11 protein-coding genes are annotated in these 12,194 nt (G+C 71.6%); 3 read left to right on the plus strand and 8 right to left on the minus strand.

Annotated features, from left to right (window positions below; genetic code table 11):
• Positions 1–2: 2 nt before the first annotated feature.
• From ABZW60_RS16935 to ABZW60_RS16950, 4 genes are all read right to left on the minus strand, one after another.
• Positions 3–467, minus strand: coding sequence for a helix-turn-helix domain-containing protein (locus ABZW60_RS16935; RefSeq protein WP_355477709.1), 465 nt, complete (start codon positions 465–467; stop codon positions 3–5).
• Positions 464–1,690 carry an MFS transporter gene (locus tag ABZW60_RS16940; RefSeq protein WP_355477711.1) on the minus strand — a complete coding sequence of 409 codons (1,227 nt, stop codon included), beginning with the start codon at positions 1,688–1,690 and terminating at the stop codon, positions 464–466. The genes ABZW60_RS16935 and ABZW60_RS16940 overlap by 4 nt, the downstream gene beginning before the upstream one ends.
• A gap of 102 nt (positions 1,691–1,792) precedes the next feature.
• Positions 1,793–2,707: an SDR family NAD(P)-dependent oxidoreductase gene (locus ABZW60_RS16945; RefSeq protein WP_355477713.1), complete on the minus strand. Its 915-nt coding sequence runs from the start codon at positions 2,705–2,707 to the stop codon at positions 1,793–1,795.
• 39 nt (positions 2,708–2,746) lie between these two features.
• Positions 2,747–5,707 carry an AAA family ATPase gene (locus ABZW60_RS16950; RefSeq protein ID WP_355477715.1) on the minus strand — a complete coding sequence of 987 codons (2,961 nt, stop codon included), beginning with the start codon at positions 5,705–5,707 and terminating at the stop codon, positions 2,747–2,749.
• Between ABZW60_RS16950 and ABZW60_RS16955 the strand changes: the two genes are divergently transcribed.
• Complete coding sequence (locus ABZW60_RS16955) at positions 5,706–6,395, plus strand: sigma factor (protein WP_355477717.1); 690 nt, start codon at positions 5,706–5,708, stop codon at positions 6,393–6,395. The two genes, ABZW60_RS16950 and ABZW60_RS16955, sit on opposite strands and share 2 nt — an antisense overlap.
• Positions 6,380–7,249 carry a GTP-binding protein LepA gene (locus ABZW60_RS16960; RefSeq protein ID WP_355477719.1) on the plus strand — a complete coding sequence of 290 codons (870 nt, stop codon included), beginning with the start codon at positions 6,380–6,382 and terminating at the stop codon, positions 7,247–7,249. Before ABZW60_RS16955 ends, ABZW60_RS16960 begins: the two co-directional genes overlap by 16 nt.
• Here the strand turns inward: ABZW60_RS16960 and ABZW60_RS16965 are convergent.
• The 4 genes from ABZW60_RS16965 to ABZW60_RS16980 are packed head-to-tail and all read right to left on the minus strand — an operon-like array spanning position 7,217 to position 10,778.
• A complete protein-coding gene (locus ABZW60_RS16965; RefSeq protein ID WP_355477721.1) occupies positions 7,217–8,164 on the minus strand; it encodes a hypothetical protein in 948 nt (315 codons plus the stop codon). The genes ABZW60_RS16960 and ABZW60_RS16965 overlap by 33 nt on opposite strands.
• Positions 8,161–8,649: a hypothetical protein gene (locus tag ABZW60_RS16970; RefSeq protein ID WP_355477723.1), complete on the minus strand. Its 489-nt coding sequence runs from the start codon at positions 8,647–8,649 to the stop codon at positions 8,161–8,163. Before ABZW60_RS16970 ends, ABZW60_RS16965 begins: the two co-directional genes overlap by 4 nt.
• A gap of 3 nt (positions 8,650–8,652) precedes the next feature.
• Positions 8,653–9,876 carry a macrolide family glycosyltransferase gene (locus tag ABZW60_RS16975; protein WP_355477725.1) on the minus strand — a complete coding sequence of 408 codons (1,224 nt, stop codon included), beginning with the start codon at positions 9,874–9,876 and terminating at the stop codon, positions 8,653–8,655.
• Positions 9,873–10,778, minus strand: coding sequence for a patatin-like phospholipase family protein (locus ABZW60_RS16980; RefSeq protein ID WP_355477727.1), 906 nt, complete (start codon positions 10,776–10,778; stop codon positions 9,873–9,875). The genes ABZW60_RS16975 and ABZW60_RS16980 overlap by 4 nt, the downstream gene beginning before the upstream one ends.
• Before the next feature lie 155 nt (positions 10,779–10,933).
• Between ABZW60_RS16980 and ABZW60_RS16985 the strand changes: the two genes are divergently transcribed.
• Entirely contained in the window at positions 10,934–12,181 is a 1,248-nt protein-coding gene (locus ABZW60_RS16985) for an FAD-dependent oxidoreductase (protein ID WP_355477729.1), read from the plus strand.
• The last annotated feature ends 13 nt before the right edge of the window (positions 12,182–12,194 follow it).

Raw genomic sequence — 12,194 nt, forward strand, 5'->3', positions numbered from 1 at the left:
GATCAGCGCCAGGCGCGGCGGGTGGTCGGGAGGCCGGGGGCTGGGTCGAAGGTGACATTGTCGGTGGCGACCGGGGTGCCGGATTCGGTGGTGAAGGTGACGTTGACCAGTTCGCCGGAGTCCTTGGCGTGCCGGAGGACGGTCGGGCCTTGCTCGCGAGGGACGTGGACGTCGCCCCATTGCTGGAGGGCGGCGAGGACCAGCTTGAGGTCCTCGCCCGCGGGGGTCAGGTGGTACGACGAGCGGGTGCGTTCGCCCTGCTCCCGGTACTCGCGCTTCTCCAGGAGGCCGGCGTCCACGAGGTCGTTGAGGTGATTGGTGAGGATGTTGGGCGCGATGCCGAGGTAGTCGCGGAAGTCCGCGAACCGGGTGGTGCCGAGGTGTGCCTCGCGGAGGATCAGGAAGGTCCAGCGATCGCGCAGGTACTCCAGGGTTCGGGCGATCGAGCAGGCCGGCTGGGTTGTCATGCGCCCTCCTTGCGAGTGAGTACGAAGGTGGCCGCCAGGACCAGGAGGGCCAGCGTACCGATCACCGTGACGCCGAGAGCCAACGCCGTACTCAGGCCTGCGGCGGTTGCCACGACACCGAGCGTCAGCGCCGTCGCGCCCTGCAGGATGTAGGCGACGAGGTAGACGGCCGACACGGTCGCGCCACGGTGGTGAGCCGGCGCGTGCGCAGCGATCAGGCCGAGTCCGCCGGCGAACAGCAGCGCGTACGCCGTGCCGCCGACGGCGGTCGTGGCGACGAAGAACGGGAGCGAGTGCACGGTCGCGGCCAGCTCGAGCAGGACCAGGTCGACGATCGTCAGGACGGCGCCGAGCGGGACGAGGCGGCGCGGCGCGAAGCGGCGGCCGACGATCGCGGTCGTCCCGGTGGCGACCGAGAAGATCGCGAGCAGCAGGCCGATGACGAAGATGTTGCCGGTGCCGACCAGGTCACGAACGATCTGGGCGCCGAGGGCAAGGAAGACCGAGCCGAACGCGTAGGCAGCGGTCACCGAGAGCGCCGCGGCCAGGTACAGCAGTCGGATGCCTCGGGCAACGGTCACGCCACGTGGACGCCAGCGCCCCTGAGCCTCGTCCTTGGTGTGGCGCGGCATTCCCCAGACCGCGGCGAACACACCCGCGACGACGGCGAGCAGGACCCAGAAGTCCAGGTGCAGCGGAGCCGGCGCGTACTCGATCAGTCCCCCGCCGACGATCGTCGCCAGAGCCAGCCCGGCCGCGGTGGCGGCCGTCGTCACCGAAGCGGCTCGTGCCGCGCGACCGCGGGCGCTGAACTCCACAGCTGCCGCAGTCGCCGGGGCCAAGGCCAGACCAACACCGGCGCCCATGAACGCGCGGCCGGCATACACCCAGGCCACGGACGGGGCGAGCGCGAAGAGCAGTACGCCGACGAGCATGGCGCCGACGCCGTACAGCATGGTGGCGCGCCGGCCGATGTAGTCCGAGAGCTGGCCGAACAGCAGCAGGACCACGACCAGGACGACCGGGTACACCGCGAAGATCGCGGTCGTCGCCGTCGGCGTCAGATGCCAGGTCTTGGCGTAGAGCGGGTACGACGTCGTGGGAGCCGCGCTCGTCCACAGACTGATCCCCGCCACCGCCGCGGCGGTCCAGAAGCTACCGCGCCGGCCGAGCACGCGAGGCGACCGGGAGCCGGCCGAAACAGGAAGATCAAGGGTGGTCATGCCGAGGTGTCCTTCCGAGCTGAGTTGCGCGATGAAACTCAGAACGCCTGGATAGCTCTCGGCAATCCAGCTGACGGTGTGACCTCGGTCACACGACGCGGGTCAGGCCGGGTCCGGCCGCACCCCGGTCAGCTCGGCGGTGCGGGTCCACAGGCGCGCGCGGAGTGCCTTGTCCTGGGCCCGTGGATCGATGCGGGCCGGGCCGACCCCGCGGAAGAACTCGCCGAACTTGCTCGGCCCGTAGTAGTCGCCACCCCGGACGTCGGGCGCGGTCGCGGCGTACAGCAGCGGCAGCGTGCCTTCGGGCACGGACTGGGACAGCGCCTTGGTCAGCGCGTTCAGCGGCCGCGCGAACGCGCCGAGACCCTGGTTGCGGGCGCCCGCGGCGCCGACCTCCGTGCCGGTGAATCCGGGGTGGGCGGCGACGCTGACCACCGGTGAAGCCTCGTTGTGCAGGCGTTCCTGGAGTTCCAGCGCGAACATCAGGCAGGCCAGCTTGGACTGGGAGTAGCCATACGCCATCCGGAACCGCCGGTGATCGAAGTTCGGGTCCTCGACGTCGAACCCCTTGCCGCGGTGGGCGATGCTGGACATGGTCACGACGCGGGCCGACTTCCCCGCGCGGAGTGCGGGCATCAGCAACCAGGTCAGCGCGGCATGCCCCAGGTAGTTGGTGGCGAGGATCGACTCGTGTCCCTGAGCGGTACGCCGGAACCGGCCGGCCGGGATGCCCGCGTTGTTGATCAGCAGGTCGACGCGCTCTCCCGTACGGTCGTGGATCTCCGCGGCGGCCCTTCGTACCGAGTCCAGGTCCGCGACGTCCGCCAGTACGAGCTCGCCGCCGACCGCGGCCGCGGCGCGCTCCCCGCGCTCACGGGACCGGCAGGCGAGGATCACCCGTGCCCCTTTGGCCGCGAGCACGGTCGCCGCGCGCAACCCCAGCCCCGAGTTCGCGCCGGTGACCACGACCGTACGGCCTTCCTGGTCGAGGATGTCGTCGTCGCCCCAAGTCAGCATCGCTGAATGCTAGCGCTGTAAAAGGGCACCCCAGCCGCCCTAGGCCGACGTCGCCGCGCCCTCGGCCAGTCGGTTGGCGATCTCGCGGCGGGAGGCGATGCCGAGTTTCGAGAAGACCTTGCGCAGGTGCCAGTCGATGGTGTGCGGGCTGAGGAACAGGCGCGCGGCGATCTCGTGGTTGGTGAGCCCGTCGCCGGCGAGGCGGGCGATCTGGGACTCCTGGGCGGTGAGTGCGGTCTGTGCCGCGACGGTGGGCTCGCGGATCGTCGCGCCTGTCGCCTGCAGTTCGCGGCGGGCGCGCTCGGCGAACGCGTCGGCGCCGAACTGGCGGAGCAGGTCGTGGGCGATCGTGAGCTGCGTCCGCGCGTCGACGGCGCGGTCCTCCCGCCGCAGCCACTCGCCGTACAGGAGATGGGTCCGGGCCAGGTTGAGGCGGACGCGGGTGCGTCCGAGTCGCTCGATCGCCTCGCGGTACCGGTCCTCGGCGGCCGTCCCCTCGCTGAGCAGGGCGCGTGCGCACGCCTCGGCACCGAGCGCCCAGTCCGTACCGCTGGCCCGCGCCGTCTCCGAGAGCTGGTCCAGAGCGTTGTACGCCGCCCCTGGCGAGCCGCTGCGTACGGCCGCCTCGATCAGCTCGGCGAGTGCCCATCGCGGAGCGCCGAACTCCTCCTGGTACCGCGCTGCGCGGCCGGCCGCGCTCATCGCCTCCTCGTACTGGGCCAGGCCGTTGCAGAGCACCGCATGGTGGCAGTTCGCGACCGTCACTCCGAGGCCCTGACCGTGGAGCGACCCTTCCTTGACAGTGCCGTCGATCAGCGCGCGTGCGTCACGCGCCTGACCACGCGCCGCGGCCAGCGCCAGCGCCCCGAAGGGTGGCTGGACGGTGCCGGTCGCCGTACTCACCGTTCGCACTTCCTCGACCACCGCGGCCGCCGCCGCCAGCTCACCGGCGAACACCAGCACGACCGCCGACGAGTCCAGCGCCAGCGGCAGGCCGCTGAGCGCGCCTGTCCGGCGGGTGAGCTCGACATGGCGCGTCGTGACCGTCTGCCAGCGCTCGAGATCCCACAGGTCCGCCGCGATGACTCCCGCCAGCAGGAGCCACCGCAGCGACTCCTGCACCGGAAGGTCGTCGGCCGAGAAGGCCGTGAGCGCGCTCTCGATCATCGGCACCGAGGCGGTGAAACCGTCGGTCAGACGGATCGCCAACGCGTCGAGCAACTCGTCCGCGGCACCTGGCGGTTGCGACGGCGGCGGCGCACCACGCGCCGCCGCCCCGACCTCCGACCATCCCGGGCTGCGCGCGAGATGGCCGTTGAAGATGACTGCCGAGACCGCCTCCAGGTAGGTCTCACGAGCCGAAGCCGCGTCGAGCTTCTCGAGCCGGCGCGCCGCGGCGAGCAGTGGCGCGGGAGCGTCCAGGCCCCGGCCCTGCGCGAAGGCCAGACCGGCCCGCAGTACGTCGATGCCCGCGCGCGTCAGCTCGTCGGGCGGGTCGGCGCTCGCTGTCACCAGCAGATTCGTCGCCGGCTCGAACGCCCCGGCCCGGAACTTCGCCGAGGCCGCGGCCAGCGCGCGGGACGACCGCCGGCCGGGATCCTCGGTCAGCTCGGCCGCGCGTTCCAGGAACGCGGCCACGGCTGCCGCGCCGCCGCGTGCCTGGGCACGGACGGCCGACCGCTCGAGCTCGGCCGCCACGTCCTCGTCGGGGCCCGGCGCGGCCTGCGCCCGGTGCCAGGCCCGCCGATCGGGATCCACCTCCGGATCGATCGAGTCCGCCAGCGCGCGATGTGCCGCCCGGCGATCGCTCCCGGACGCGGCCCGGTACGTCGCCGAGCGCACCAGCGGATGCCGGAACCGGACGTCGGAGCTCACCGACAGCAGGTCCGCCGCGTTCGCGAGGGCCGCGCCGACGTCGATGCCGAGCCGCTCGGCCGCCCGTCGCAACAGCCCGGCGTCACCGACCGGCTCGACGGCCGCGACGACCATCAGCGATCGGGTCCCGACCGGGAGCGACCGGATCCGGCGGACGAACTCCCCCTCGATCTGGCTCTCCAGCAGCCGCGTGTCCGGGGCCGCGACGCCGCCGGCCACTCCCGCCTCCGCCCAGCTGTGCGGCAGTTCGAGAAGGGCCAGCGGGTTGCCGCCGGCCTCGGCCACGATGCGGTCGCGTACCCGCGCGTCGAGCGGACCGGTGACGACCGAGTCCAGAAGCCGTCGGGCGTCCCGGTCGCGCAGGCCCTTGACCGGCAGCTCGGGGAGGCCTGCCAGCGATTGGTGCGCTGCTGGTTCCCGGACGGCCAGCAGCAGTACGACGGACTCCGCGAGCAGCCGGCGGCCGACGAAACCCAACGTCAGGGCCGACGCCTGGTCCAGCCACTGCGCGTCGTCGACGACGCAGAGCAGCGGCTGGTCGCCTCCGGCCTGCGCGAGCAGCCCGAGCGCGGCGAGGCCGACGAGGAACCGGTCGGGAGCGATTCCCGGCCGGACGCCGAACGCGGCGCCGAGCGCATCGCGCTGCGGCCCCGGGAGATGATCCAGCCCGGCCAGCAGCGGAGAGCAGAGCTGGTGCAGGCCGGCGTACGAGAGCTCCATGTCCGACTGGATCCCGGCCGCGCGCACCAGGCGGTATCCGTCCGACCGCTCGAGCACGTAGCGCAGGAGTGCGGTCTTGCCGATCCCGGCCTCTCCGCGCAGGACCAGAGCCGCGCTCCGTCCCACCCTGGCGCCTCGCAGGAGGTCGTCAAGGGCTCGGCATTCGTTGCGCCGCCCGATCAGTGCGGCGTTGTGCGGGCCAGGTCCCACCGGTCGAGCGTACCCGCAATCGCCTCCGGGCCGGTACGACCACGAGGCCCGTAGTTGCACCGGGCACGTAGTTGCCAGGCCCACGTGGTCGGCCACGGGTGCTCGGGGGCGCGAAACCAGGGACGGCGGCGGGAGCGTGATGGGTGGGGGGATTTCGCGCACCACCGGCCGGAACGCGAGGAGGGCCAGGAGCATGAGCGTCGGAATCGAACCATCCACACGGCAGGACGGGCTGCGGCCCTGGCAGGTGATCGAGGGTGCGCCCGAGCCCGAACTCGCCGAGGCGCTCGCCGTGTTCCTCGGTGAGCGGCGGCGACTGACCGCGATCGCGTCGAGGATCCTGCGGAACCGCAGCGAGGCGGAGGATGTTGTCCAGGAGGTCTGGCTGCGCTGGCAGCAGACCGACCTGACGACGGTCGGCAACGCACGGGCACTTCTGGTGACCATGACGACCCGCAGAGCCATCAACGTCAAACGATCGGCCAGGCGTCGCCGTGAGACGTACGGCCCGGCGGCCCCGGACGTCGCGGATCCGAACGCGAATCCGGTGGCCAGGATCGAGCAGGGCGAGGCTCTCGAGGAAGCGGTCGCGCTCGTCCTCACGCGGCTCACCGCGAACGAACGCGCGGCCTACATCCTCCGGGAGCTGTTCGACTATCCGTACGACCGGATCGGGGTGCTGCTGCGCCTCAGCCCGGTCTACACCCGCCAGCTGGTGTGCCGCGCTCGGCGGCATCTCGCCACCGACCGGCCCGGGGTCGTGAGCCCGGCCCACCACCGCCGGTTCCTGCGGACGTTCCTCGACGCGACCCGCGGCGGCAACCTCACCGGCCTCGAGGATCTGCTGAGTGGACGCACGGCAACGCCATGTCTCACCGAGTGACTCCCGACGGCCTTCGCCGCTTCGTCGAGCAGTTCGCCGACGACCATCCGCCCCTGTCGCTCGGCGCCGCGGATCTGACGATTCATCGTCCGGATCTCGTCCGGCAGCGGTACGGCGCGGTCTTCCACTACCTTGCCCGCGTCGAGCTCGATGTGGAGCGCAACGTGCTCGAGTTGCGGGCCCTGATGCCCGACGCCACCGCCACGGACAAGTTCTTCTACGAGGACGTCTGGTCACCGCAGGAGCTCCAACACGGCGTCTTGCTGGACGCGGTCCAGCAACGCTGCGGGCTCACCCCGGTGACCGCGGACGTCAACGTGAGCGCCAGGATCCAGCTGCTCGGGCTGCTGTCGCACCTGCCGGGCATGCTCGGCGTCGTCCGGCTGCTCTACTACCTGACCGGTGCCGCCACCGAACGCTCAGCCGTGGTGGCCTACTCGCGCCTGGTCGACGGGCTCCGGCACCTGGGCGAGCACGCGATCGCCGAGACCGTCGTCGCGCCGATCAAGCGCCAGGAACCGGGCCACTTCGCGTTCTACCGGCTGTCGGCCGAGGTCCTGGTCGGTGCGGAAGGGCTGCGTGACTGGCAGCTCCAGCTCGCGCGGATCCTGCGCCGGCGATCGTTCAAGCCGGTCGGTGTGAACAACCGCCGGCAGCTGGCGGACTTCGGTGACGTGGCCCGCGCACTCGGCCTCGACCGGGATCTCCTGGAGGTCGCCCGGCAGGTCAGTCTGGTGGAACGCGAGCTCCTCTGGGCCCGGCACGCCGGCCTCCAGGTGCCGCAGTACATCTTGTCCGCGCTGCGCAACGCGATCGAGCTGTCAGGCCTCCGCGACGCCGGCCTGAAGATCTGACCGCGGTGCGGCGCAGTACTCCCTGATCAGGTCGATCACCGTGCCGGTGGTGCGATCGAGGTGGCTGCGTCTGTCCGGCAGGGTGGCCGTCGGGCTGATGTAGCTGCGTGGGCCGACGTGCGTCGCCGGCTCGAGCGTCCGGACGGTGACCTTCCCGGCCCGGACGGCGCGGTTCCAGCCGCTGCCGCGGAACAGCCGCCACCGCTGCGGGAAGATCCAGGTCCCGACCCGCTCGATACGATCCTTCGAGCTCGTCAGCCGGTACACGTGGTCGACCCGCGACAGGTCGTTGGCGCCGTTGTGGAAACCGCCGAGCATGATCACCAGCACACGCGCGCCCAGCGCGCGATGGATCTCGTCGACAGCGCCCGTGGAGACCTGGGCGCCACCGCTGTAGCTGAGGAGCACCACCGGGATGTCACTGCCGTCCCGGTATCCGGCCAGCCGGAGCTGCACGACGATCTGCTGACCGACGGCCCGGTTGTACAGCGGACGGTACCGGCGGTCGGCCGCCACGAAGGTCTGCATGACGTTGTGCAGGAACAGCAGCAGACCAGCCCGGCGACGCAGCCACGCCCACACGGGCCGGTCCGCGAGCGGCGCGGCCAACGGCGAGTAGGGCTGCACCTGGCCGAGCACGCGCAGCTCCGGAGCCCCGGCGATCACGGCCTGGACGAGCTGGCCGCCGTCGCGGGTGTCACGGAACTGCCGCTTCCCGATGCCGTCGAGATAGACCAGGTACGCCGAGGGCGGGCGATCGGGCGCCGCGCCGCGCGCGTACGGCAGGCCGTCCGGCAGCTCGGTCGTCGAGACCCGCCAGCCGACGCTGTACGCGAGTAACTCGTACCGGGCCAGGACGCCCTCGACGATCAGCACCAGTCCGATCCCACCGAGCAACAGCACGACGCTGTTCATGCGAACGACTCCCCTACCCGGAAGGCCAGTACTCTCGCGACAAGCCGTCGAACCAGCTCGACCGCACTCGCCAGGCCGAACCCGGCGACAGCCAGACAGCACGCGGCTGCCGGCCAGCTCAGGCCACTGGCGTCTGCCAACGGACCGGTCAGCGTGGCACCCACCGCGACCAGTAGCAGCAGGTGAAGCAACGGACCGAGCCACGGAAAGGCCAGCACGCCCGCGAGCACCAACGGTGCGATGAGGCCCGGTGTCCAAACCAGTCCGGCGGCGTCGGGCACCGGGTCGGACTGCAGTGCCTCGGCCAGCGCCCAGGCGGTCCGCGGCCAGAGCGCGATCACGGCGCTCTCGATCAGCGTGCCGGTCAGGAGCAAGCCGACGACCACGGGCCGGGACATCCCGGGGCGGCGGGACACCAGCGGCAGGACACGTCCGGTCGCCTCGGAGAGTCCGGCGATCAGCAGCAACACCAGAACCGGCGACATCGGTCACGCTCGCCGCGAGGGATCGGCAGGTGTTTCGAGGTCACCGCGCCCGGCCGCGCGCAGGTACCGCTCGAGCTCGTCGGCGGCCCGGCGGAACCCGCCCGCGTCGCGCTCCGCGTCCTGCAGGGCCAACGCCGCCTTCCGGAACCCGGGCTCGTCGAGAAGTCGTCGCGCGAGTGTCCGTACGGCGTCCTCGGTGATCTCCTCGTTCCGGATCGTCAGCCCCGCGCCGAGCTGCACCACCCGGCCGGCCACCAACGGCTGGTCGGCGCCCTGCGGAACCAGCAGCATCGGAACCCCGGCGTACATCGCCTCGTTGACGCCGTTCATGCCGCCGTGCGTGACGAACAGGGACGCACGGGCCAGCACCTCCGGCTGCGGCACCGAGCGACGGGCGAGGACGTTCGCGGGCAACGGACCGAGCGCCGACGGATCGGTCTGCCCGGTTGCGACGACGACGGTGTCGGCCAGCGGCGCGAGCGCGGCCGCGACTGTCCCGAGCAACTGCGGATCCGCCTTGAACACGGTGCCCAGTGAGAGGTAGGCGACGCGGCCCCGCAGCCGGTCGATGGGGAACGACGGGTCGGGCGGGCGTGCCCCGATACTCGGGCCGACGAAACGGAACGAGTCGTCGAACTCCTCGGCCCCGGGCTGGAACGTCTTGGACGTGTAGACGAGGTTGAGCGGCTGGCGGATGTTGCCCAGGTCAACCAATCGCAGGCCGCCGGCGTCGAAGCGCCGCCGCAGGACCCACCGGGATCGCACGTAGCGCTTGACGTGCAGCGGGTTCGCCGCCGCTGCGCGCAGCAAGCTCCGCGACGCCCCGGTCGGACTGGGTGCGTGGCGGTTGAAGGCGAAGGTCGTGAACGACGACGCCGCAGGCACTGCGAGTTCCCGGGCCGCGATCGCACCCCACAGGCACGCCGAGTCGTGGACCACAAGATCGGGCCGTACCGCGCGCAGGTCGTCGATCACGCCGGGCAGCACCTGTACGGCGGTGTGCGCGAGCCCTTCGAGCAACGCGATCGGCGTCGGCGGATCCGGCAGGGACTGCTCGCCGCCGGCGTAGTAGTGGACCGTGGCGCCGGCGCGTTCCACCTCCGGACCGAAGGCCGGTGAGGTGTGATAGCTGACCGCGTGGCCGCGCCGGACCAGGTCGGCCACGATCGGCAGGGTCGGGTTGACCCGGCCGTGCATCGCGATGTTGAGGAAGGCGATTGTGCTCACTGGCTGGTTCCTGTCTCGGCGCGAGCCGGCGACGACTCGCGATCGGGGTCGGCTCGGTACAGGCCGGGGCCGTCGACCTCGAGCCCGTCGAGAAAGCGCTCCGCGGTCGCCATCGCGGTGCTGATCAGCCGTTGCGAATGGCTGAAGTCCCACGGCGCGGGCCACTTGTCGATGCCGGTCGGCAGCACGACGGCCGGGATGTGCGCGGACACGTCCTGCAGATCACACTCGATCTGGTGGTGCACCTGCAGGACGGCGGACCGCCAGGCGATCGCACCGGCGCGCCGATGCGGTGATGCCGGCGGCAACGGCCAGCTCGACGGCCCGGTCGACAGGACCAGCACACTGGCCGCGCCGGCCGCGTAGGCGGCGCGCACCGGCACGTAGGCGATCAGCCCGCCGTCCACGAGCGTCCGGCCGTCCCGGACCACCGGCGGCAGTACGCCGGGGATGGCGGAGCTCGCCAGCAACGCCGACTCGAGGTCGCCCTGATCCATCCGCACCTCCGCACCGGAGGCGAGATCCATCGCCACGGCGGTGAACGGAACCGGCAGATCGCCGATCCGTGCCGGCAGCTCGGCAGCCGAGATCAACCGGCGCAGGCCACGGTCGGAGAACAGACTCGCCCGCGAGGACAGATAGCCGAGCGGGAACACCTCCCGCCGGCGCAGATGGATCCACAGCTCGTCCAGCCGCGCGGCCGCGGAATCGGGACGGGCGGCCGCGATCGCGCCGGTGAGAGCGCCGACCGACGTACCGACGATCAGGTCCGGGACGAATCCGCGCCGTTCCAGCGCGTGCCCGATCCCGACATGGGCCGCGCCGAGCACGCCGCCGCCGCCCAGGACCGCGGCGACCGGGCGCGGCAGCGTCGCCAAACCTCCACTGATCATGTCCCGCATGGCCCACCTCGTGGCGCTGACTGACTCCTCACAGGGAAAGACCGGGTAGCGCCCCGCCGTGTGACACACGACGCCCCGAAGTCGCCGGTGCGGACCTGTCACAACCGCCGATGTGCCGGTGTCTTTAAGGCTGCACCTGGAGCGAAGGAGTTGCCATGACAAAGAAGACCGACGTCGTCGTGGTCGGCGGCGGCTACGCCGGCGTGATGGCGGCGAACCGCCTGACCCGGCGGCACGACGTGAACGTGACGCTGATCAACCCCCGTCCCGAGTTCGTCGAGCGGATCCGCCTGCACCAGCTCGTCACCGGATCGGACGACGCCGTGGTCGACTACCGGAAGGTTCTCGCCGGCGGCGTCACACTGGTGGTCGACACCGTGACGCGGATCGACGCGGCAGGACGCCGGGTGACGCTGGACAGCGGCGGCGAACTCGGGTACGACTACCTGATCTACGCCGTCGGCAGCGGGAGCCCCGTGCCCGATGTGCCCGGCGCGGCGGAGCACGCCTACCGGATCTCCGTCCTGGAAGAAGCGGAGCGACTGCAGCCGGTCGTCGACGCCGCACCTGGCTCGGCAACCCTGACCGTGGTGGGAGCCGGACCGACCGGCCTCGAGACCGCGTCCGAACTGGCCGAGCAAGGGCGCAAGGTCACGCTGGTCTGCGGGAAGACCCTCGGGCCGTACCTGCACCCGCGGGCCCGGCGAGCGGTCGCCAAGCGGTTCGCCAAGCTCGGCATGACCGTCGTCGAAGGGCCTGACGCTACGGTGACGGGCGTGACGGCGGACGCCGTCCAGCTGGCCGACGGCCGCGAACTCCCGAGCGACGTGACCATCTGGACCGCGGGATTCGGCGTCCCGGATCTGGCGGCCCGCAGCGGGCTGAGTACCGATGCGATCGGGCGGTTGCTCACGGACGAAACCCTGACGAGCATCGACGACCCGCGAGTGATCGGTACCGGGGACTCGGTGGCACCGTCGGACCTGCCCGTGCGGATGAGTTGCCAGTCCGCGGTCCAGATCGGTCCCCAGGCCGCCGAGACCGTGCTCAGCCGGATCGCCGGGAAACAGCCCGAGAACTTCGAGGTCGGATTCTTCGGCGAGTGCATCAGCCTGGGACGGCGCGCGGGCGTCGTGCAGTTCGCCCGCAAGGACGACAGCGTCTCGAGGGTGTACCACGAAGGCACCAAGTCGATGGCGATGCTCAAGGAGGCCGTGTGCTGGAGCACGGTCTGGCAGCTGCGCCAGGAGGCGCGCAAGCCCGGCCAGCTCGACCTGTGGTTCAAGGACCGGCAACGCCCGAAGCGGCTCCAGGCCAAGAACGCCAAGGATTCCAAGGATTCCAAGTCCGCCCAGACCGCCGAGACCGCCGAGGCGCCGGTGGACGCCGGCCCCGCAGCCTGAGGAGAACTGCCCG

Source organism: Kribbella sp. NPDC003557 (genome assembly GCF_040610805.1).
Classification (GTDB): domain Bacteria; phylum Actinomycetota; class Actinomycetes; order Propionibacteriales; family Kribbellaceae; genus Kribbella.